The following is a 21,846-nucleotide window of genomic DNA, read 5'->3' on the forward strand; positions in this document are numbered from 1 at the left end:
CCCCAGCGGCAGATGTCGAGCGAGTGGACGTTGTTGTTGCCGATCTCGCCGTTGCCGGTGTTCCAGAACCAATGCCAGTCGTAGTGGAATCTCGGCCGGTTGAGCTTTGGCGCTGCTGCCGGACCCGCCCAAAGGTTGTAATCGCAGCGCGGCGGCATCTCGCATTCCGCCGGTCCGCCGACGCTGCCGCGTCCGCCGTAGATGATGCTCTTCGCCAGCTTCACCTCGCCGAGTTTGCCCTCGCGCATGTATTGCACCGCAGAGGCCAAAGCACCGCGCGAACGGTTCTGCGTGCCGCCCTGGCAGATGCGTCCCAGCTTGCGTGCCGCCTGAACCATGCGCCGTCCTTCCACGACGTTGTGGCTCACCGGCTTTTCCACATACACATCCTTGCCGGCCTGCATCGCCCAGATCGCTGCCAGCGAGTGCCAGTGATTCGGCGCCGCGATGAAGACCACATCCACCGACTTGTCCTCCAAGATCTTTCGCAGGTCCTGCTCCTTCTTCGGCATCGGACGCTTCAGTTCGACGAGCAACGCCCCGACTTCATCGGCTCGATCCAGATCGGGATCGCAAACATAGGTCACATCGCAATCCGCAAGCCGCGCCAGCTCCCGCGCATGCGCCTTCCCGCGAATCCCACAACCGATGATCGCAGCGGTGATCTTTTCATTGGGGCTGGTCGATGTCGGCTCGGCAGCGAAGAGCTGAGACGGAAGAGCGACAGCAGCCGTGGCCATCAGGGAGTCTTCGAAAAAACGGCGGCGTGTGGAGGTGAGCATGGTGGGAGGGAATACGGAGCCAATTCATCTATTCTGCCATGCCTCACATTTGGCGAAATGTGTCCACTTTTACTTACACATCTGCCGAATCAAAAGCGCCTTAAAGTTCTTCATCGCTCGATGATCACTGGGAGTCTTTGCTGCGGCGAATGTGTATCGTTCATCGTCTTGGAATACCAGCTTAATGTGTTTTCCCTCCTCCGTTATGATGAACCCCAGTTTTTCCAATGCTTTTTTGTGATGTCCTTCAAGCTTCCCGGACTCGGGTATTGCTTGATCGAGTGCTGTCTCCAACGCAACAAAGTCAGCAGGAGGCGGATTACCCTCAATGATCGACTGGACAACATCATATGCTCTACCCTTGGGACTGAGATGCGAAAGCGACCTCTGGAGCGCATAAATAATCGAGTATTGAAGCTCGCCCATATAAAGCGGCTGCTCATTCCCAACCTTGAGAACTCCATCGTGTGCCGAGGCAGCTTGTGCCGAAGCTCTTTGAAGCTCACGACGCAACCTTTCAACTTCTCGTTCGGCTGAATCCGCTTTTGCTTGGAGGGCTTTAACCTCATTATCGAACTGCTTCACCAGTTCCTGAGCTTGAAGAGTGTCACCAAGCTGAAGTTTCTCAATGTTGGCCCGGCTTATTTCGCCAATGATGGCCCCCCAAGAAACCTCTGGAGGCTGCCGAACAACGACAAGTGCATCACGCACAATGTGCGTGACGTGAGTGGCCATCTCTACTGGTGAACTGAAATTCTCAGGCAGGCATCGGATCGCTTTACCGGCACCATAAGGCCAGAAGACGCCAACCGCTCCGCTGTGTGGGTTGGTAAACGAAACCTCTCGGGCAAGCGCTCTTGAGAAATGCCTGGATGGTTCTACAACCACATGAGCCATACCACCAAGCCATGCCGAAAGTTTATCAGCATGCACAATCGGGGCGTGATCGTAGCCAGAACTTAGATAAACAATTGGCAGAGAGGTGCTCGCCTCACCTCGAATGATTCGCGCAGCAAGAAGGACGTCGCTTTCCCCAAGGGGATGGGGTGATCTTTGCACGGCAAAACTGCCATCGAGCCCGCCGCTGTGTTCAGCCAATATATTTCTAACCACATACGGCACCTTTGGATCATGGTTCAGCTTCTTGGCCAACACGGACGTGCGTTCTAGCTTAATTGAAACATGCGAACCGATTTTGCTGGAGTAGCAAACGACAACAGTTTCCCATACCTCCCCATCTGCTTCGCTTGGATGTATGTGTCGAGCTCCAGTCCAGAGTTGTCCCTCCCGTTCAAAGTGGGCAAATTCGACCACCTGATTCGCCTTTGCCATCGAAACCGTGCCGTTAATCGGACCAGGCAAGAAATCATTCAGCTCCCAAGGGTGTATCGGGCTTTCAGATAAAGTGCGCGAAAAGATGCTAAAGAGACTTTTAGCGCACTGATGGTTTGGAACTGGGAAACATGTAGCCCATGCAGTCATAAGACAAAGAAAGGCGGTTTAGTTGAGTGTTGCAATTGACAGTCACCTTCTTGGGTTAAGAACTCAAATCGTTTAAGCTACGGTATTTTAATACGTAAGATCAGCCATGTAGATCGCGGTGATCGTTTTGCCTGTGTCGTCCTTCTCGTGGCTCGAATACCACGAGACGAGGCCCTTGGTGGGCGAGAGCTCGACGAAGCCGGGATAGGAATTGTCACCGCCGCTGGGGAGTTCGGCGAACTCGTGCAATTGATCGCCGACGAGCCAGCAGAGCGATGTTTTCGCGCCCTTCTCCTTTGTGGTGTGGCGTCCGCCAACAAGGATGTGATCGCCCCATTTCGCGACGAGCGGACCGCCGATGGCGCGGTCGAACTGCTGGCGCTTCCAGTCGGTGTAAGGCGGCTTCGAGCGAATGAGAAAGGCCTCCTTGCCGCTGCCATTGCGACCGATCGCGAGCACGCTGCCATCCTTCTCAAAGAGGAAAGCCGTTTCATCGCCATTCGTCTCATTGAAGTAGGCGCGCTTCTTCCAGATGAGGCCGTCATCGCTTTCGAGCATGAGAGACTGGATCTTGCCGCCTTCACCGCGTGGACCGATTTCATAGCCTGGCTTGCGCCGGCCGCAGAGAAACGCTTTGCCGCCAAACGCCGCCGCACGCCAGATGTAGAGACCGAACGTGCCCTCCAGCATCGCGGGCTCGCTCCATTTCGTGCCGTCGTCGGAGAACACCGCGAAGCCGAGGTGCTTGTTCATGTCGTATTCCTCGCGCGGGAGCGTCGTCGTGCCGCTCCACCAGGTGCCCGTGTAAACGAAGAGGCGGTCCTTGAAGACGAGGAAGTGCGGATCGCGTGTGTCGCGTTCTTTGACGGAGAAACGATGCACCTGCTCCCATGTCGCGCCGTCATCCGCGCTGCGCATGATGATGACCGATGCGGTGGGGTTTACCATGTGGCCGTCCGGACAACTGCGGAACGTCAGATAAAGCTGCCCTTTGAAGCGAACGAGGTCGGTGAAAGCGTTGTGCTCGCCGTTGTGGAAGACTCGGCGGATGTTCGTAACCGTGACGGCGGGAGGTTCCGCCGCCGAGACGAGTCCACACGAGGAGAGGAAGACAAGGGCAAGCGCACGCATGATTACTTGAGCAGGGATTGAGCTTCGACCTTCGCCTTGGCGAGCACTTCGGCGAGCGACACCGGCTTACCGCCCTGGCGCGTGCTTTCATCCGCGGCTTCCATGAAGGTGAAGATCTCGATCGTCTCCGCTTCACTCACGGGAGGTTCACCGGTGCGGAAGAATGTGCCGATCTGGCGGCAGAGCGCCTCGTAGCTGATGACCTTGGCTCCCATCTGATTGCCTTTACTGCCATACACCATGGCTCCGAACTCGGACTTGCCCTTCACGATGCCGCGATAGGTGCCGATGCGTCCGTCCTTCCACACGCCGGTCACCTGATCGGTGATCGGACCTTTGGCGCGCGCCACGGTCTCGCATCCGGGACCCATGAGCGCGAAGAGCGACTCGATGCCGTGGATCGCATAGAAGAACAGGTCGGGCGTGCCGCTTTGATACGAGCACGGACCCCAGGTCGTGACACCCATGATGTCGCCGATCTCGGCGTTGTTCTTGAGCGTGATCAAATCGGGACCGAAACGCGACGACGAGCTCGACCAGGTCTTCACGCCATGCTGCTTCGCGAGTTCGAAGATCGCGATCGCCTCAGCCAGTGTGCCCGCGATCGGTTTGTCGATAAAGACCGGCTTTCCCGCTTTGAAGATCTCCCGCGCCTCCTGGAGATGGATGCGGCCGTCCACGCTTTCCAGCAGCACGACATCGACCTTTTCGAGCAGTTCGGGAATCGTGGGCACGATCTCCACGCCCATGTCGCGAAGCTGCTGCGTGAACTTCTCTTTGCGATCCCTGCTGGCCGGCATGTCCGTGCCGCCGGTGTAACCCGTGGTCACCTTGATGCCCGCCAGTTCGCCCTCCGTCTCGCCTTTGTTGAAGAGCTTCGTAAACGCCGGCACATGCGAGGTGTCGAGGCCGATGATGCCTGCACGCAGGGGCTTGAGCGCCTCCTGGGCGGAGATCGATGTGACGGAAACGAGAAGGGCGGCAAAAAACGAAAGAGCAGGCTTCATGGTTGCCTACACCTACGCGATGAATGGCCCGTGTTGATCAGGTCAGCAATCCCTGAATGTCGATCAGGTGAAGCTGGCGTCCCTGACCTTCTGGCACCGCATCGATGCAGACCCAGCGTTCGTCGCGGCTGGAGCGTGGATGGCAGTCCACACGCCATTCGCCCGTGTATTCGCGCGGGAGGTGAAATTCGCCGAGGTCGATACGCTTGTTCGTGGCGATGTGATAGAGATGCGGTGTCTGAATGCGCCGGACGCCTTTGGGATAGGTGTCGTTGAGGATCCACTCGTTGTTCTTCAGGTAGGTGAGGTGACCGCCGCCATCGAGCACGCCATGGCCGATCTCCTCGATGATGCCGCTGTCCTTGTCCTCGAATAGGAAGTCGCCCCACTCGGGATTGCCGAGCCAGTTTTTTCCCTGCGAGAGGATGTGCGTGGCATCACGCCAGATGAAGTGGGAGGCGTAGCCGTTCGGAATGACGATGCGCAGGTCGCTGCCATCCATGTTCGCGGTGATGAGGCGCGTGAGATGGCCGCCCTTCGGCTGCGTCCAGCGGTGAAGCATGATGAAGCGCTTTCCATCCGGACCCACGAGCAGGTGATACGCGTGATGCTTTGAATCCGGATGGTTCTCCATCACCTCACCGGTCTTGGCGAGCAGTTCGTGCGAGACGATGAGTTTCTCGGTGCCTGTTTCCAGATTCACATGCGTCACACCGCTGCCTGCGGGCGCCATTTCATCAAAAAAGCGGTCTTTGATGCCCGCGTAGCCATAGCCGGGGCGGCAGTCGGCTACGCGCGAGAAGTCGCAGCTCACGGCCTCCTTGCCGTTCGGTGCGAGCGCGTAGATTGGAGCCGGTAGCGTGTGCTTCTCGCCGGTTTTCACATCTAGAATGTGGCTGACGAACTTGTCCTTCTCGCGGTCGTTCCAGATGACCTTCGATTCGGTGCCGGGGATCCATTGCAGCATGCAGCCCTGCTGCCAGTTCCACGCGTTGGACTTGCCGAGGGGAATCCATTTATCCTTCTCCTGCAGATCGACCATGCCGACCTCGATCACATCATCCCCCGTCGGCGAGCGGCCTTCGAAGCTGGCCTTGTTGCTCAACACGAAGCGGTTGTCGGGCGAGAACTGGAGCTTGTCGTAATAGGCGAACCAGTGGAAGCCGGGGCCCTTCGTGATGATGCGTGTTGGCGGAAAATTCTTCGCCTCCTGACCGCGGACGGTGAACGGAGCGAGGGCGAGCGTGGAGAGAAAATGGCGGCGGGTGGTCGGCGGATTCATGCGAGAAGGAAACGTGGGGGACAGGAAGATGTGTTCAAGCTGCGAGTTCGTCCCGCAATCTTCGTATTCAATCGCCATGAAGCGCCTCTTCGTCATCTCCGCCCTCGGGTTCGCCTTGCACGCCTCCGCCGAGGACTGGCCGCAGTTCATGTTCAACTCGGCGCACTCCGGCAACGCAGCGGAGATCGAGCTCGACGTGGAGAAACTCGGACTGCAGGGCGCGGTGGCGATGACGGATGGCATTTACACGTCGCCGGTGGTGGCGGGTGGCAAGGTGTATGTCGTGGACGGATCCGGCGTGGCGGCGTGCTTTGATGCAGCGACTCTGAAGCAAGTCTGGCGCTTCCAAAGCAAAGGCGGCAAGCAGAACGTGAACAACGTCAGTTCACCCGCCATCGTCGGAAAATACCTGCACTTCGGCACCACGGCGGGCATCTACTACGTGCTGGATCGGGAGACGGGCAAGGTGGTGAAGGAGATCGACTGCCACGAACCCATCTTCAGCACGCCGGTCATCGGCAATGACCGTGTTTATTTCGCCACGCTCGGCGCGCAGGCTTATGCAATCACAAACGAAGGCGAAGTGAAGTGGACATGGGACTTCGTGAAGGAAGTCGTCGGGTTCGATGGCAACCGCTGGAGCGGCGAGTCGTGGGCCGCGTTTTGCGAGAAGCGCATGCTTGCCACGCTGAAACCGGGCACGAAACCGACCTCCAGTGATGGCCGCGTGACATGGCGCGACCACTTCGTCTGCTCGCGGGACATCTGCCTCATCAAAGGCAACGTCGTCGTCATGCCCGCAGGCGGCAGGACGATCTTCCTCGAAGACACCGGCATCGCACCGAAGCTCAAAGCCACCGGCGAGATCCCTGAGTGGTCCGGCAAGGAGTTTCCAGCCACCTTCGGTCAAAGCGCCGATGACGACGGCAACGTCTATGTCCAGTGGCACCGCCGCGACAACGCCGGCCGCGTGGACATCATGCGCCTCGAAGGCGACACGTTGACGACCGGCGACTTTGTGCCCGGCACCGACACGAACATCCGCATGGACGGCCTGCTGAGTTTCTCACCAGTGGCGATTCGAGGGAGTGATGTGTTTCGCGTGAAGCCGGAGACGAATCGCGGTCTTATTCAGCATAACATGAGCACGAAGGAGCAGAAGACTCTCAGTGGTGCAGGTGCCATCGCTCCACCAGTGCTGACGAAGAAACATGTGATTTTTGGTGGGCTCGATGGGCGGGTGTATCTTGTGCCTATTGACGGCGGAAAGGTTGTTCAACCACATCGAATCACCAGTGGTGCTATCACTGCGCCTGTTGCAGTTGCCGACGGCTGCATCTTCGTGGCCAGTGAAGATGGTTCTCTCTCCAAGTTTGCGTCAGTGCAGGTGCCGCCACCACCCTTTAACTACATTTCGTCGGAAATGACCGAAATGCGCAGCCCCCTCACTGGCAAACTCGCAGACGCCAAATACGACTGGTACACAAACTACGGCAACTTCGCAGGGCAGAACTCGAACAACCAGGACCTCAAGCCGCCGCTGCGCATGCGCTGGGCGCGACGTCTCGAAGGCACGGTGAAGCATCTGCCCGTATGCGGCGGTGGTCGGATGTACACGCACACGGCGGAAGGGCAGATCATCGCGTGCGAACAGGACACGGGACGCCTGCTTTGGCGGAAGTGGTGGCCGGATGTGTATCTGAGCTTCACTTCGCCGCTCTACATCGACGGCAAGCTTTTGGTGCCGCAGGCGGGCATCAAAAAATCCTTCGTGCGCTGTCTTGATGCGGCGACGGGCAACATGCTGTGGGAAGCGCCGTTCACCGGTTCGCCAAGCTGGAGTCGTCAGTTTCCGCCGGTGGTCGCGGGCAACGTTGCGATCTACGCGAGCGGCAGCGGCGATTACGCGACGCAGGGCAGCGAGAAGCCGTGGACCTTTGGCGGCACGCCGGTCGTGCCAGCAGACGGCAAGGAGGTGATGAGCTTCATCTACTCGAACGACAATCCGTATTACCCGAAGAATCATCATCCACGCCTCTGGGCCTGGGATCTCGACACGGGCAAGGTCGTTTGGGAGAAGGACTTCGTCGATCAAGGCCGCGGCGGCAACGATTGCGGCATCTGCATTCTCGATGGAAAGCTCTACTACTCCGTCTTCTTCGGCTATGATTCGGAGACAAAGATGCGCCGCGGCCTGCCCGTGGATCACAACGGCCTCACCTGCTGCATCGATCCCAGGACAGGCAAAATCCTCTGGCAGACGAACGATTACTACGTCACCGCCAAGTGCACCCTCAGCGCGCGCGATGGCAAGCTCTACATCGGCGGCTACAACAAAGCCAACGCAGGCACCGAGGACCGCTTCGTCTGGTGCCTCGATGCGAACACGGGCAAGCTCGTGTGGAAATCCGATGCCGTCACTTCCGCTCTCAATGTCGTGAGCGTGGGCGAAAAGTTCATGTTCTGCAACGCCCTGCGCGGCAAAGGCAACATCTTCGACGCCTCGACCGGCAATGTCACCTACAGCATCCTCACGAACTACGCCTGCTGCCGCTTCACCATGAGCGAGCCGTATGTGCTCGGTGCGAACATGGACATGATCGACCTCAGCCAGGAAGGCAAACTCGTCTCCACCGGTCCCGCGATTGATTCCCGCGAGTGTCTCGGCGCCGTCGTCAGCAACGGCCGCATCTTCTACACGTCGCAGGCCAGCGGCTTCATCGTTTCACAGACGTATGGTCCGGAGTCGAAGAATCTGCCGCCGGCCTGGGAAGTGCGGGAGACGAAGTAGCGAATCACTCCACCCAGCGAATGCACGAAGGCATCGGCATTTCGACGGGATCGCCGTGCGGGGTGATCTTCCCGTTCGCAGAGTCGATTTGGAAAGCCACCACGCTGTTGCCGGGCATGTTGGCGCAGAGCAGCCATTTGCCGTCGGGCGTGAAGAGCAGGTTCTGCGGACCTTTGCCGAGACTGGGTTCGATGCCGATGAGGCTGAGCATGCCGTCGTCAGCGATGCGATAAGCGGCGATGCTGTCGTGGCCTCGATTGGTGCCGTAGAGGAGCTTTCCATCCGGCGTGATCTTCAGATCCGCCGTGAAACTCTTGCCGGTGAAATCGACGGGCAGCGTTGAGATGGTCTGTTTCTCGGTGAGCGTTCCGCCCGACGCGTTCCAGTCGAAAAACGTGACCGTGTTCGCCAGTTCGTTGATCACATACACGCGTTTGCCATTCGGATGAAACGTGAGGTGCCGCGGGCCTGAACCGGGCTGCATCCTGGCGAAGGGCTGGGTGTCATTCGGAGTGAGCACGGCCTTGGCGGCGTCCAGCTTGTAAATCAGGATCTTGTCGATGCCGAGGTCGGCGGCGATAGCGAAGCGGTTGTCAGGACTGATGACGATGCTGTGTGCATTCGGCCCTTTTTGACGCTCTGGATTGACGCTGGAACCGCTGTGTTGAATAAAGGAGACGGCTTCACCCAGAGAGCCGTCGTCCTTCACGGGGAGTGACGCCACGCTGCCTCTGGAATAGTTCGCCACGATCACGGACTTGCCCGTCGCATCGACATCGAGATAGCAAGATGCCGTTCCCCGTGCCGACTGCTCGTTCAACTTCTTCAACCGGCCCGTGCGGCCTTCGAGGGCGAAGGCGGCCACATTTTCGTCTTCATCACCGCCGAACTTCTCCGCGTCGATGGCATAGAGAAAGCGTTTGTCCGGCGAGACGGCGAGGAAGAAGGGATTCTGGATCTCCGTCGTTCGATGCAGCGGTTTGAGTGAACCCTTTTCCGAGTCGAATGAGAACGCATGAATGCCCGCCTTGTCACCCGACGCGAACGCCGAGATGAAAACGAGCGGATCGGCGGCAAGGAGCGATGCGTGAGCCACGGTGAGAAGGGTGAAAAGAAGTTGGCGTATCATGGACGACCTCATACGCCATGGAGTGTTCTGATCACACACGCGACGGACGCCGAAGCAGGGGAAAGCCAAGGACCACTATCAGAAAAGGAATCACAAAACCGCTTTTGAGGGCATGGACGGTGTCTGGCGAACCGCGCTCCTCGAAAAAACTGCGAACGAAAATGGAGAGCGGCCAACTCAGCACGAACAACACACACGAAGCCAGCATGGAAGAGATTCTCACACTCGCGCCCGAGGCACGACATATCAGGCCGAATGCGAGCGGCAGCAGCGCCCAGAAAACTGGAATTGACCACACCATCCATTGCATCAGTCCTGGCAGGACAACCCATCGAGACATGTGCAGATTCAATTGGTAGAACACCACATAAGAAAGGCTGAAGAAAACTACCAGAGAAACTGCCAGTGTGGAAGGCCGTTGAACGCGAGTCACACGCACCACCCAGCTCACGAATGCGAGGCCGCACACAGGTATCGCCCAATGGAAATAGGTGATCCACGTGAGGCCAGCCCATCCGCCGCGCCATTCGAGTTCAGCACGCCATGCGATGCCGCTCATTAGCGCCAACAAGACCAGCGACAACCATTGCATAACGCTACGCGAGGATGTCCGTCACCACATCACCATACACATCCGTGAGGCGGAAATCGCGGCCGGCATAACGGTAGGTGAGCTGTTCGTGATCGAGACCGAGCAGATGCAGGATCGTCGCATGCAGGTCATGCACGTGAACCTTGTTCTCGACGGCATTCATGCCGAGTTCGTCGGAGGAGCCATACGCCAGACCGCCCTGGATACCACCGCCGGCGAGGAGGGTGCTGAACGTGGTGTGATGATGATCGCGACCGCGCTTCATCGGATCCGGCTTCTTGTCCTTCCCCTTCTGATCCTGCGAATAGGGCGTGCGGCCGAATTCACCGGTCCAGACGACCAGCGTGTCTTCCAGCAGACCGCGTTGTTTGAGATCGCTGATGAGCGCGGCGGAGGCTCGGTCGCTGTCGGCGCAGAGTTCGGGATGTCGCTTGTAGTGGTCGCTGTGCGTGTCCCAGGGCTGGTTGTTGCTGCTGGTGTAATAGACACTGGTGTAGCGCACGCCTGCCTCGGCCAGGCGACGTGCGAGCAGGCAGGAGCGGCCAAAGGGCGTGTCGCCATACATCTCGCGCGTCTTCGCCGGCTCACGGCTGATGTCGAAGGCATCGCTGGCGGCGGTCTGCATGCGCGCCGCGGTTTCCATGGATTTGATCTGCGCCTCGAGCGCGGTGTCATGACCGCGCAGGGCGGCGTGGCGTTCGTTCAGCCGCTGGATGAAGTCGAGCTGGCGGCGCTGCTGCGTGCTGCTGAGGATAGGATTGCGCACGTTGGCGACGAGTTTGTCCACGGCCATGTCAGAAGTAATGACGCCCGTGGCCTGATACTCGGCGGGCAGGAAGGAATTGCTCCACAACGCTGGTCCGACCACGATGTTCGGCGTGGGTCGCAGCACGACGAAACCGGGCAGGTTTTCATTTTCGCTGCCGAGGCCATACAGCACCCACGAGCCGAGCGATGGACGGATCGGCTGGATGTTGCCCGTGTTCATCATGAGCAGCGCAGGCTCGTGATTCGGAACGTCGGTGTGCATCGAACGGATGACGCAGCAGTCGTCGATGATGCTGCCAAGTCGCGGCAGGCTCTCGCTCACTTCGATGCCGCTCTGACCGCAGCGCTCGAACTTCAGCGGCGATGACATGAAGCCGCTCGTCTGCGGCGCCTTGTAGAGTTTTCCCGAGGGCTGCTGGCCCTCGTATTTCTTCAGCGCGGGCTTGGGATCGAAAGTGTCAATGTGCGACGGCGCCCCGTTCATGAACAGGAAGATCACGCGCTTCGCACGCGGCGTGATCTGCTGCTTCGGCATCGCATTCACCATCCCTGCGAGTCCGATCGCGCCAAAGCCTGCCGAGAGACGCTGCAAAACGTCGCGGCGGGTGAGCAAGGGCCGAGGCGATGTCGGATCAGTCCACATAGAGCATTTCGTTCGTTGCCAGAAGCGCCTGGGAGAGCTGTTCCCAGGCGGTCATGTTGGAATCTGCGGCGGTTTGCTGGAGATAATCACGCGCGAGCGCCAACTCATCGGCCTCAGGTTCGCGAGCAAACAGCAGCGCATATGCCTGGCGGATACGCGCGTCGTCATCGGGGAGTTTTTGGAGCCGTGCAGCGAGCGAGCGCGCTTCGGCGATGATGAAGGGGCTGTTCATCACAAAGAGCTTCTGCGTCGGCGTGGTGCTGCTGGAGCGGCGCGCGGCGTGGACGTTCGCATCCGGATAGTCGAACAGCATGAGCGTCTTGTTGAGCTCACGACGGCTGACTTTGCTGTAGAGCGTGCGCTTGTGATGATCAGCGGCGTCAACATCGAGAGACCGGCCGCCATCGCTCTGCAAGTCACCCGACACGGCGAGCACGGCGTCGCGATACTGCTCGATGCCGAGACGGCGGCGGTTCATTCGCCAGAAATACGTGTTCGCTTCGTCGAGTTGCACGTTCGACTCGCTGCCCTGGCTCTTCTGGCGATAGGTCGCGGAGAGCACGAGTTCACGCACGAGCTGCTTCACCGACCATCCGCTCTGCACGAAGCGCACGGCGAGGTCATCGAGCAGTTCAGGATGCGTGGGCTTGTCGCCCGTCGCGCCGAAGTTGCTCGTGGTGCGCGCCAGTGGCTTGCCGAAAAGCATGTCCCACATGCGGTTCACGAACACGCGTGCCGTGAGCGGATTCCCAGGATCAACGATCTGATTCGCGAGCTCGGCACGGCCGCTGCCTTGGTGAAACTTCACCGGCTCGTTTTTGCTCAGCACCTGCAGATAACCGCGCGGCACCGTCGCGCCGGGTGATTCCACATCGCCGCGATCATACACCGGCAGATCATGCGGCTTGTCGTCGCGCACGATGTGCAACGTGCCGGGATCCATCTTGTCAGCATTGGTCTTCCCATCCTCGTCCTTGCCGTCGGGCCGCAGGCTGACCTTGGTCATCGAGGCAAACACACCGGCCATCGCGTAGTAGTCACGCGTGGTGATGGGATCGAATTTGTGATCGTGGCAGCGTGCGCAGGCGACCGTGAGTCCGAGAAAAGTCTGCGAGACGGTGTCCACCTGCTCGGCCCATTCCTCCGCCTGCACATCGAGCCGGCCGCGCGCATACAGCTTGTGCCCGAGTCCGAGGAATCCCAGCGCCGGCAGGTCCGCCTTGTTCTGCGGCTCGATCAAATCGACCGCGAGCTGTTTCTGGATGAACGCATCATACGGAACATCCGCATTGAAGGCCGCGACGACCCAGTCGCGATAGCGCCAGGCGTTGGGATAATTGAGCGAGGAGTTGTTGCCCACCTGATGCGCCTGATCCTCGGCATAACGCGCGAGATTGAGCCACAGGCTCGCCATCCGCTCGCCAAACGCACGACGGCCCAGCAGCCCGTCCACGAGCCGCGCATACGCGTCCGGTTTGGTGTCGGCCAAAAACGCGCGCACTTCCTCCGGCGTCGGTGGCAGGCCGGTCAGATCAAAAGTCACGCGGCGGATCAAGGTCGGCGCATCCGCTTCCGAAGTCGGCGTGAGATCGTGCTTTTCCATCTGCGCCAGGATGAAATGATCCACGCGCTCCCGCGGCCACGCGGAGTCCTTCACCTTCGGCAAAGCCTGCGCCTTCGGCGGCACAAACGACCAGTGCTGACGCGCCGCCGCCCAATCAATCGCGACAGGCTGCGCCGCACGCGTCACACTGACGGCGAGGAGCAGGCACAGGAGGATTCCGGAAGCGGGGGGCATGAAGTTATTTCGCTGCGGGTCGCAGCAATCTCTCAATCGTTTCCTTCATAGTTTTTTCGGACTCCGGCGCCGCGTAGGCCTGCGAGGGTTCATAACCGCCCTCTTCGAAGGAATGCTCCAGCGGGATGTAGCCGGTCACACCGTCGCCATAGCTCGCCGTGCAGACAAAGCCGCCCGGACGTTGCTGCTGCGCGAAGAGCTGATATTCGACGAAACTTTCGCCCGGCAGATGCAGCAGGCAGACCTCGTCACCGAGAAGCAGGCTGGTGAAGGGAATCGGTTCGCGGTGGCGGATGAAGCCGATGCGCAGCGCGGCCGTGATGCGCTGTGAGGTCGAGGTAGCGCTGTTTTGCATCACCTTCAGGATGCGTTCCTCCGGGAAATCGGGATTCGGCTGCAACACGACCGGCACATGCCGCCACGCGATGGTGGTCAGCGGCACACGCCTGGCGTTCGCCTCCGACTCGACCATCGCGGCGTGCATGCGTTCGGCGAGCAGCGGACGCATTTCAGGCGTGCCATCGTTGTATTTGCCCGCGCCAATGTTTCCGCCGCAGCCGGTGAAGTAGATGTGCGGCACGCCGTCCTCCTGCGTGCGGCGTTCACGCGCGATCCCGGCGAAGTCATGGCTGACGATGCCGTCGCCGTAGTAGCTCATCGGATGCGTGGCGTAGTAGTGCAGAGCAGCGAGCTTGGTGTCGCCATTCCAAAAGCTGATCGTCTTCAGCATCGGATCGATCACGCCCTCCGGCAGCGCCCGCAGCTCCGCATCTTTCGACGCACTGCCGCGCATCTTGCCGACCTTCCCATTGACGACCTGCACCCGCCGGTTCCCGGCCACCTGCAAGACCTTCGCCTCGCCGGTCGAGACGTGCGTAATGGTCTGCGGCTTTTTCAAGGCGGCCTCAATGCTCGCGGCGATGCCGGCCAGCGCCTTTTCTGTCGCTTCGGCGTCGATGATGCCAATCTCCGGCAGCAGCTTCTGCACGGCATTGTCCACCAGCGGCGCATTGTGCTGATGCAGCGAATGCAACGCGACGCGTTCAGCTGAAGTGCCCGCGGCTTTCGCCAATACCTCCCGCCAGTGCCTATGATCCGTTCCGCGAATCTCGCAGAAATCGATCGCGCAAAGCACGACGGGTTTGTCATCGCTCAGCAACACCATGCCGAGCGCCAGCAGCGGCTCGCTCACACCCACCGCCGGTTTGACGAGCCCGCCGCACAACGGCGCACCGACCGGCGGTGTCACATCGGCACGGAACGGCGCGATTTGGATCGCGAGGGCGGAGACGGAGGTGAGGAGTAGAAGCAGGAAGACTCTCATGAGGTGGATACGCGAAGCAAAGCTGCTGTCTCGCGGTGGGACACGGTTAGCGTACAGCCTCGCGAATCGCTGGAACGAGCAGTTCGGCGACGAGTTCGTGGCCGAGGTCGCCAGGATGCATGCCGTCAGGGAGCATGTCGGCGACGGTGGTCTTCTTTTTCGCGGCAAAGCCGGCATACGCGGCGTGGACATCGACAAGCGGCACATTCAGTTCCTTGGCGAGGGCGCGGAGGGCGTCGTTGTATCCGAGGAGCGTGGGCGATTCGAACCCGTCCTCGGCTTCCGGTTTGTAGGGCGGCCTGCCGTAAAGTTCGCGAGTCTTCGAATGCCAGCGCAGCGGGTTGGTGGTCATGAGGATGACTTTGGCGCCTGCTTTTTGCGCGGCGGCAATCATCGAGCGGTAGTTGGCGATGTAATTCTCCAAACTCACACGTGGTTGCGTGGCGGGCGGCTTTTTCCACACGTCGATGGCGCTGTCGTTAATACCGAACTGCATGACGACGATGCGCGGTTTGTAGGCGAGCACATCGGTCTGCAGACGTTTGACGGCCTGCACCGTGGTGTTGCTAGGCACGCCCGCGTTGTAAACGCTGAGGCTGGAGCCGATGCTTTGAAGCATCGTGTTCACGCGGTCGGCATAGACTTTCACACTGCCGCGCGGTGCGGTGGTGCTGTCGCCAAACATGAAGATGCCGCCGGGCTTTGGCACGGCCTTCGGTGGCGGCACGAAGACAGGAATCTCGCCCTCGCCGAGGTCGGCGGCGTTCACCTTCATGCGCAGGCCGCCCTGCATCGTGGTGATCCACAGCTCGCCGGGCCTGCGCTCATACAAATAGGGATAGGACACGCGCCCACCGGGTGCGTAGTTCGCGGCGACGATCACCGGCTTGCTCCACGAGGCTGTTTCATCGCTCGAAAACGCGAGCGAGAGCTCGGCTCGGCTGCTGCCGCTGTTGGGATCATGACGCGGCGGCGCATTCCACAGCAGCGCGATGCGTCCATCGGCGAGGCGAGCCATCTGCGGGCAGCAGGTGACCGACTTGATCTTTGTCTGCTTCAATCCGGTCCATTTCAGGCCGTTTTTGGAAGTCGCCTCCCACAGAAAGCCGGACTCCGTGCGCAGCAGCAGGTAGAGCGAGCCATCCACGCGCTCGATGACGCTGCCCTCGATGCTGCCGGCGTGGTCGTGCTCGCCGATGCCGTAATCGAGCACATCACCGCGCTGCCACGTTTTGCCCAGATCGTCCGATGCCCACATGACCGTGGCATGCCGCCACTGCGGAATGATTTCCTGGCCCACGAGGACGACGCGACCGCTTTTCATCTGAATGAGCGAGTGAATGCAGCCGCACCAGGGATCGCTGAGTTTCACGGGCGGCTCCCATGTCTTGCCGTCGTCGGTGCTGCGGCAGGTGTAAGTCGGCAGCACAAAGTCCGTCCACGCCACGCTGTTCTCGCCCCAGTGCCAGCCTGGCGGCTGCTTGCGCTCCGCGCCGTTCATCCACGCGGAGATGATGACGCCCTCGCGTGTGCGCAGCAGCGCCCGTTCATTGCTCACGGCAAACTTGGTCGGATCGGCGAAGAGGGGTGATTCCGTCCACGTGCGGCCATCGTCGGTGCTGCGAAGAGCGCTCTTTGTGCCGACGCAAAGCACGCCGCCGTCAGCGGTGGTCACAAACGGGCCCTGATGCGTGTGCGGCAGTGGCGATGCCTTTGGATGCAGCGTGGGAGTGTCGGCGGCAATGGCGGAGACGGCGAGGGCAGGAATGAGGAGCCATTTCATGACGCAAACAAACGCCCCCGAGAGTCGTTTTGCGTCATCATGTTTCGTTTTACCCTTTTATCTTTCGTTCTCAGCATGACCGCTTCTGCATTCGCACAAAACTGGCCTGCTCACGTCACGAAGGTCGAGATCCCCGCAAGTGATGGTGTGGCACAGAAGGCCATGTGGTTCGCTCCGGCCTCCACAGAGAAAAAGCCGCTGCTCGTTGGCCTGCACACTTGGAGCAGCAACTACGCCTCCGCCGGTGGTGATGCCGTGTATGCGCAGTGGGCCGTCGCGCAAGGCTGGGCCTTCGTGCATCCGGATTTTCGCGGTCCCAATTGGACTCCGCATGCTCTGGGGAGCGACCGCGCCGTGCAGGACGTCGTGGAGGCCGTCGAATGGGCGAAGAAGCAGACGGCGATCGATGAGTCGCGCATCTATCTCATCGGCGTGAGTGGCGGCGGGCACATGGCGATGCTCATGGCAGGGCGTCATCCTGAGATCTGGGCCGGCGTGAGCGCGTGGTGCGGAATCGGTGATGTGGCCCGCTGGCACGCCGAGCACACCAAGAACGGCAAGAGTGACAAGTACGCGCAGAACATCGTCGATGCGCTTGGCAAGGTGCCGACGAAGGATGATGCTGATGCATGGAAGCGTTCGCCGGAGAGCTGCCTCGCGAAAGCAGCTTCGGTGCCGCTCGACATCGCGCACGGCGTTCATGACGGCCGCAAGGGCAGCGTGCCGTTCGAGCATTCGCTGAGGGCCTACAATGTCGTGGTTAAACCGGAGGCACGGCTCGATCCCGCAGGCATTCAGAGCTACTTTGCGACGCAAACGCTGCCTGCCGGATGGTCACCTGCTGTACCGGACGCGAGTTATGGCCTCAAGAAGCCACTTTTCCGTGCCACGAGCGGGAACACACGCGTCACCATCTTTGAGGGCGGCCACGAGATCGTCCATCAGGCGGCGTTGAACTGGCTGGCCATGCAACGCAAAGGATCACCCGCCGTGTGGGAGATGAAGGATTTCATCCCTGTGAGTTCAGAGCAAAGCGCGAGCGGGAAGTGAGGTGGGGGCTCAGCTGACCAGTCCCTTCACCACCTTCGCGGGGTTCACGCCGGTGAGGCGGAAGTCGAGGCCTTGGAAGCGGTAGCTGAGCTTGTGGTGATCGAGGCCGAAGAGGTGCAGGATCGTGGCGTGGAAGTCGTGGATGGACACGGGATCGCGGGCGACGTGCCAGGCGAAGTCGTCGGTCTCGCCATACACCTGACCGCCTTTGATGCCGCCGCCGGCCATCCACAGGCTGAAGGCATACGGATGATGATCGCGGCCGGTGACCTTGGTGAAACCTTTGCGGTTCTCGCCGAGCGCAGTGCGGCCGAACTCGCTACCCCAGACGACGAGCGTGGTGTCGAGCAGGCCGCGTTGTTTGAGGTCCTTTAGCAGCGCGGCGATGGGTTGATCGACCATCTGGCAATTGTGCGCGAGCTGCGGATCGAGCGCGCTGTGATGATCCCACGAGGCGTGGATGATGTTCACGAAACGCACGCCGCGCTCGACCATGCGCCGTGCCTGCAGGCAGTGACGCGAGAAGACCTGGAAATTGCCGATGCCGCCGAGGTTGCTCTTGATGGGCGGCTCGATGCGGTTCACGCCGTAGGCATCGAGCGTGGCCTGCGACTCGCCGTTGAGATCGACCAGTTCCGGCGCGGTACTTTGCATACGGAACGCCAGCTCGTAGCTGTTGATGCGCGCCGCGATCTCGGGATCGCCAATGTGCTTGTGTTGAAGACGATTCAGATCGTTCAGCGCACGAATGCTCGCCGACTGCATCTCCGGCGTGATGCCGTCCGGGTTGTTCAGGTTCAAAACGGGCGCGGCTCCATTGCGAAACATCACGCCCGCATACGATGAGGGCAAAAAGCCGCTCGACCAAGTGGAGCTGCCGCCGGGCAGTCCGCGGCCCTTGCTGACCATCACGACATACGACGGCAGCTCCTGCGAGGCATTGCCGAGTCCATACGTGACCCACGAGCCGACGCTCGGACGCCCGAGCAAAGCCGCGCCGCAGTTCAGCATGAGCTGGCCGGGCAGATGATTGAACTGGTTCGTGTGCATCGAGCGCACCAGCGCGATGTCATCCGCGCAGGTGGCGATGTGCGGCAGCAGATCGCTGATGTCCATGCCACACTGCCCGTGCTTTTTGAAGACACGCTTCGTGCCCATCACCGTGGCCGTGTCCTTTTGCAGAAAGGCAAACTTCGCATCGCCCACGATCGAGTCGGGCAGCGGCTGGCCGTCGTATTTGTTCAGCAACGGCTTCGGATCAAAGAGGTCCATCTGCGACGGCCCGCCTTCGAGGAAGATGAAGATGCAGCGCTCCGCCTTCGGCGCGAAATGCGAGACACGCGTCGCCAGCGGATTCGCCGGCAAGCTCGCCTCATCGGCCAGCAGACCGTCCTGTTTCAAAAGTGAAGCCAGCGCCAGCGTTCCGAGCCCGCACGAACTCGTCGCGAGGAAATCGCGTCGTGTTTGGGTGATGAACTGCTGGTAAGGGGACACTCTTTTCTAAACGTCGTCTCAGAGCAACTTCTCCCCGCCAGTGTATTTCGCCACGGCGTCGGGATCAAGTTCGAGACCGAGGCCGGGCTTCGCCGGGATCTCCAGCATGCCGTCGGCATCGAGCTTCCATCCTCCAACGGTGATCTCGTCGATGAACGGCGATCCAGTGAGATACTCGACCAGATCGGTGCCCGGAAACGCAGACGCGAGGTGCAGGTCGGCTGCGAGACCGACCGCCGTGTTCCAGCCATGTGGAATGAACTGCACGCCGTGCTCCTGCGCCATCCACGCGATGCGCCGCTCCTCGCTGATGCCACCGACTTTCGTCACGTCCGGCTGGATGATGTCGAACGCACGCGCTTCAAGAAACGGCTGGAAGGCCTGACGCCGCGTGAGCACCTCGCCACCGCTGATCGGCACAGGCGAATGCTCGCGCAGCTTCGCGAAGTCCTCGAGCGCGTCGGGCGTGAGGGCTTCTTCGAACCAATGCACGTCATAGTCAGCGAGCATCTTCGCCGTGTTCAGCGCCCACTTGTAGCCGTTCGTCCAATGCGCGTCACTGCCGCCGGCATCGACCATGAGCTTGTTGTCCGCACCCACGGCCTCACGCGCGGCTTTGACGATGGCTTCATCCGTCTTCGCATTGCGACGCCCAAACGGCCCCCAGCCGATCTTGAAGGCGCGAAAGCCCTGCGCCTTCACCGCGAGCAGATGATCTTTCATCTTTGCCGGTTCATCCATCAGCAGCGACGCATACGGCTGCACACGCTCGCGATAGCGCCCGCCAAGAAGCCGCCCCACCGGCTGCCCCGTCGCCTTGCCAAGCAAATCCCACAATGCGATGTCGATGCCGCTGATCGCATGCGTGATCGAGCCGCCGCGCCCAAGCCAGAACATGTGCTGATGCAGCTTCTCGCTCACCCGTTCCGGCTCCAGCGCGTTCTCGCCGCGATAGAGCGGCTCCAGCACCGCCAGCGCGGCCTTCACCAGCGCATCGTTTGTGAATACGCTGCCGAGTCCGACGAGTCCTTCATCGGTGTGCACGGTGACGAGCGTGTGAACGCAGTCTTCAGGCCGGAGCTCATTGCTCCAGCCGCCTTCAGGAGTGGCGCCGCGCAGACCTGCGCAGTGGATTTCAGTGATCTTCATGAGAGTAGCATAGCCTTTCTAGGCTGTGGGCTTGATGAGATTTAATGCAGAAGAACACAGGCTAGAAAGCCTATGCTACAACGCGTGTGAAAAGTTTGGCTTGAGGTTGAAAAGGCACATCCGCATCGAGCGGGAACATCGGCCGGGCGCAGCGCGTGTGACCGAGATAAGGCAGATTGGCACTGGAGGATCCGGGCGCATCGACATGCACCATCTGCGTGCACCAGTCGGCATACATGTGCGGCTGGCAATGAGGCGATTTGATCACCACGGCATCGAATCGTGCCGGATTCTGCCCGTGGGCGTAAAAGAACGAGCGATCATAAAGGTTCACGGCACGGCTGCTGACCACGAGCGTGAAGTTTCCGGCCTCCAGCACCGCCGTGGGACCTGCGAGCCATTCTTCGCCGAATGATTCGCTGCGGAAACGACCGTCCGCGAGCAAGCGCACCTGCGCGGTGATTTCAATCGGTGTGAAACGCTGCGGATCGAGCGTGCCGCCGATCTGGGTCGTGATCGTCGCGCCGATTCCAGCCGCAAAGGCCCTCTTCACCGCTGGTTCATCGACGATCGGCATCAGCGTGCGCACCGTACAGCCGGTCTCGATGAGTTTGCGCAGGATCGCATTGCTGTCGCCGGACGCGCCGGAGCTGGTTGCATCCGCAGCGTCTACGAGGCCGAGCGTGCCGCTCGTGTGCGTCTTCACGATGGCCGCCATCTCATCGAGGCTCTTCAGCGGCACGCGCATCTTCTCATGATGCTCCCAAAACAGGTTCGCGATGCGCAACGCCTCGCGTTTGGCCAACTCGGGATCGTTGTCCGTCACCACAAAGGCCCACGAGGCGAGTTCGGGCACATCGGTGAACGGATTTCCCCACATTATGGCCGCGGACAGGCCGCGCGAACTTTGCTCGATCTCCTTCGCCGCATTCACCGCATGCCGAATTGAACCGGTGGCAGTGATGAGCTCATCACCTCGCACAAGCGCTGGAACCGTGACCTTGGCCGTCACCGGCTTCACCTCGCCACGCATGATGCGCAGCAGCAGTTTAGCCGCGCGCTGGCCTGTTTCGAAGAAATCGACGTGCGGGTAAGTGTGATAGGCCACAACCGCATCACTCTGCTCGATCATGCGATCCGTCAAAATGCCGTGCAGATCGAGCGAAACGACGATGGGCACCTTGTCGCCGACGATTTTGCGCGTTTCGGCCAGTAGCCAGCCTTCGGGATCGAGTTCCGACTCGCTCGCCATCGCGCCGTGCATGCAGAAATACACGCCATCGACCGGCGGAGCCGTGCGAATCGCATCCAGCAGCTCGTTGGCAATGCGTTCCCAAGCCGTTTTTGCCAACGTCCCGCCCGATGTGATGAAGAAGGCGCTGTAGGCCGGCACCAGTCCAACATTCGGCATCGCATCGAACACACTCAGCGCTCCGCCGACCTCGTTTCGCACGGTTCGATGGTAATCGATCAATTCCTGCCCGCGACGGATGCCAAAGTCGTCATACCCGCTCAGGTGCGGGTTGAAGGTGGAGACCTCCTGTTTGCATTCGGCGATGAGGATGCGGCGGCGTAGCATAGGCTTTCTAGCCTGTGAAAAACGTCTTCTCGAACCGCCACCACACAGACTTTGATTGCTTT

16 protein-coding genes are annotated in these 21,846 nt (G+C 60.3%); 2 read left to right on the forward strand and 14 right to left on the reverse strand.

The window, feature by feature from the left end:
* The 5 genes from KDL09_RS07235 to KDL09_RS07255 form a co-directional block, all read right to left on the reverse strand.
* Positions 1–782: Gfo/Idh/MocA family oxidoreductase (locus tag KDL09_RS07235; protein WP_294383200.1), on the reverse strand; the 782-nt coding region annotated here is incomplete at its 3' end.
* A gap of 69 nt (positions 783–851) precedes the next feature.
* Positions 852–2,264 (reverse strand): hypothetical protein, encoded by a 1,413-nt coding sequence (locus tag KDL09_RS07240; protein WP_294383202.1) that lies wholly within the window; start codon positions 2,262–2,264, stop codon positions 852–854.
* 87 nt (positions 2,265–2,351) lie between these two features.
* Positions 2,352–3,395: a sialidase family protein gene (locus KDL09_RS07245; RefSeq protein WP_294383203.1), complete on the reverse strand. Its 1,044-nt coding sequence runs from the start codon at positions 3,393–3,395 to the stop codon at positions 2,352–2,354.
* A 2-nt stretch (positions 3,396–3,397) separates the two neighbouring features.
* Positions 3,398–4,402: a Gfo/Idh/MocA family oxidoreductase gene (locus KDL09_RS07250; protein ID WP_294383206.1), complete on the reverse strand. Its 1,005-nt coding sequence runs from the start codon at positions 4,400–4,402 to the stop codon at positions 3,398–3,400.
* A 37-nt stretch (positions 4,403–4,439) separates the two neighbouring features.
* Positions 4,440–5,684, reverse strand: coding sequence for a hypothetical protein (locus tag KDL09_RS07255; protein ID WP_294383209.1), 1,245 nt, complete (start codon positions 5,682–5,684; stop codon positions 4,440–4,442).
* A 76-nt stretch (positions 5,685–5,760) separates the two neighbouring features.
* On the opposite strand from KDL09_RS07255, the gene KDL09_RS07260 reads away from it, so the two are divergent.
* Positions 5,761–8,475 carry a PQQ-binding-like beta-propeller repeat protein gene (locus KDL09_RS07260; protein ID WP_294383211.1) on the forward strand — a complete coding sequence of 905 codons (2,715 nt, stop codon included), beginning with the start codon at positions 5,761–5,763 and terminating at the stop codon, positions 8,473–8,475.
* A gap of 4 nt (positions 8,476–8,479) precedes the next feature.
* Here KDL09_RS07260 and KDL09_RS07265 read toward each other — a convergent pair whose 3' ends face one another.
* The 6 genes from KDL09_RS07265 to KDL09_RS07290 are packed head-to-tail and all read right to left on the reverse strand — an operon-like array spanning position 8,480 to position 16,512.
* Positions 8,480–9,604: a lactonase family protein gene (locus KDL09_RS07265; RefSeq protein WP_294383214.1), complete on the reverse strand. Its 1,125-nt coding sequence runs from the start codon at positions 9,602–9,604 to the stop codon at positions 8,480–8,482.
* Positions 9,605–9,635: 31 nt separating this feature from the next.
* Complete coding sequence (locus KDL09_RS07270) at positions 9,636–10,196, reverse strand: hypothetical protein (protein WP_294383215.1); 561 nt, start codon at positions 10,194–10,196, stop codon at positions 9,636–9,638.
* A gap of 4 nt (positions 10,197–10,200) precedes the next feature.
* On the reverse strand, positions 10,201–11,577 hold the full coding sequence (locus KDL09_RS07275; protein ID WP_294383217.1) for a DUF1501 domain-containing protein: 1,377 nt from the start codon (positions 11,575–11,577) through the stop codon (positions 10,201–10,203).
* A gap of 19 nt (positions 11,578–11,596) precedes the next feature.
* Positions 11,597–13,405, reverse strand: coding sequence for a DUF1549 and DUF1553 domain-containing protein (locus tag KDL09_RS07280; protein WP_294383219.1), 1,809 nt, complete (start codon positions 13,403–13,405; stop codon positions 11,597–11,599).
* Between the two features lie 4 nt (positions 13,406–13,409).
* Complete coding sequence (locus KDL09_RS07285; protein WP_294383221.1) at positions 13,410–14,729, reverse strand: hypothetical protein; 1,320 nt, start codon at positions 14,727–14,729, stop codon at positions 13,410–13,412.
* A 46-nt stretch (positions 14,730–14,775) separates the two neighbouring features.
* On the reverse strand, positions 14,776–16,512 hold the full coding sequence (locus KDL09_RS07290; protein ID WP_294383223.1) for an exo-alpha-sialidase: 1,737 nt from the start codon (positions 16,510–16,512) through the stop codon (positions 14,776–14,778).
* Positions 16,513–16,587: 75 nt separating this feature from the next.
* On the opposite strand from KDL09_RS07290, the gene KDL09_RS07295 reads away from it, so the two are divergent.
* Positions 16,588–17,562 carry an alpha/beta fold hydrolase gene (locus KDL09_RS07295; RefSeq protein ID WP_294383225.1) on the forward strand — a complete coding sequence of 325 codons (975 nt, stop codon included), beginning with the start codon at positions 16,588–16,590 and terminating at the stop codon, positions 17,560–17,562.
* Between the two features lie 9 nt (positions 17,563–17,571).
* Here KDL09_RS07295 and KDL09_RS07300 read toward each other — a convergent pair whose 3' ends face one another.
* The 3 genes from KDL09_RS07300 to KDL09_RS07310 form a co-directional block, all read right to left on the reverse strand.
* Entirely contained in the window at positions 17,572–19,056 is a 1,485-nt protein-coding gene (locus tag KDL09_RS07300; RefSeq protein WP_294383227.1) for a DUF1501 domain-containing protein, read from the reverse strand.
* An 18-nt stretch (positions 19,057–19,074) separates the two neighbouring features.
* Positions 19,075–20,205: a mandelate racemase/muconate lactonizing enzyme family protein gene (locus tag KDL09_RS07305; RefSeq protein ID WP_294383229.1), complete on the reverse strand. Its 1,131-nt coding sequence runs from the start codon at positions 20,203–20,205 to the stop codon at positions 19,075–19,077.
* A 70-nt stretch (positions 20,206–20,275) separates the two neighbouring features.
* Complete coding sequence (locus KDL09_RS07310) at positions 20,276–21,784, reverse strand: M81 family metallopeptidase (protein WP_294383231.1); 1,509 nt, start codon at positions 21,782–21,784, stop codon at positions 20,276–20,278.
* Positions 21,785–21,846 lie beyond the last annotated feature (62 nt).

Origin of the sequence: Prosthecobacter sp. (genome assembly GCF_020439865.1) — a bacterium.
GTDB lineage: Bacteria > Verrucomicrobiota > Verrucomicrobiia > Verrucomicrobiales > Verrucomicrobiaceae > Prosthecobacter.

Bases quoted from the DNA above. Each gene is read 5' to 3' on its own strand.
- KDL09_RS07280 (WP_294383219.1), bottom strand. From the start codon at position 13,405: ATGCCCCCCGCTTCCGGAATCCTCCTGTGCCTGCTCCTCGCCGTCAGT.
- KDL09_RS07240 (WP_294383202.1), bottom strand. From the start codon at position 2,264: ATGACTGCATGGGCTACATGTTTCCCAGTTCCAAACCATCAGTGCGCT.
- KDL09_RS07260 (WP_294383211.1), top strand. From the start codon at position 5,761: ATGAAGCGCCTCTTCGTCATCTCCGCCCTCGGGTTCGCCTTGCACGCC.
- KDL09_RS07290 (WP_294383223.1), bottom strand. From the start codon at position 16,512: ATGAAATGGCTCCTCATTCCTGCCCTCGCCGTCTCCGCCATTGCCGCC.
- KDL09_RS07270 (WP_294383215.1), bottom strand. From the start codon at position 10,196: ATGCAATGGTTGTCGCTGGTCTTGTTGGCGCTAATGAGCGGCATCGCA.
- KDL09_RS07255 (WP_294383209.1), bottom strand. From the start codon at position 5,684: ATGAATCCGCCGACCACCCGCCGCCATTTTCTCTCCACGCTCGCCCTC.
- KDL09_RS07245 (WP_294383203.1), bottom strand. From the start codon at position 3,395: ATGCGTGCGCTTGCCCTTGTCTTCCTCTCCTCGTGTGGACTCGTCTCG.
- KDL09_RS07310 (WP_294383231.1), bottom strand. From the start codon at position 21,784: ATGCTACGCCGCCGCATCCTCATCGCCGAATGCAAACAGGAGGTCTCC.
- KDL09_RS07250 (WP_294383206.1), bottom strand. From the start codon at position 4,402: ATGAAGCCTGCTCTTTCGTTTTTTGCCGCCCTTCTCGTTTCCGTCACA.
- KDL09_RS07295 (WP_294383225.1), top strand. From the start codon at position 16,588: ATGACCGCTTCTGCATTCGCACAAAACTGGCCTGCTCACGTCACGAAG.
- KDL09_RS07265 (WP_294383214.1), bottom strand. From the start codon at position 9,604: ATGATACGCCAACTTCTTTTCACCCTTCTCACCGTGGCTCACGCATCG.
- KDL09_RS07285 (WP_294383221.1), bottom strand. From the start codon at position 14,729: ATGAGAGTCTTCCTGCTTCTACTCCTCACCTCCGTCTCCGCCCTCGCG.
- KDL09_RS07305 (WP_294383229.1), bottom strand. From the start codon at position 20,205: ATGAAGATCACTGAAATCCACTGCGCAGGTCTGCGCGGCGCCACTCCT.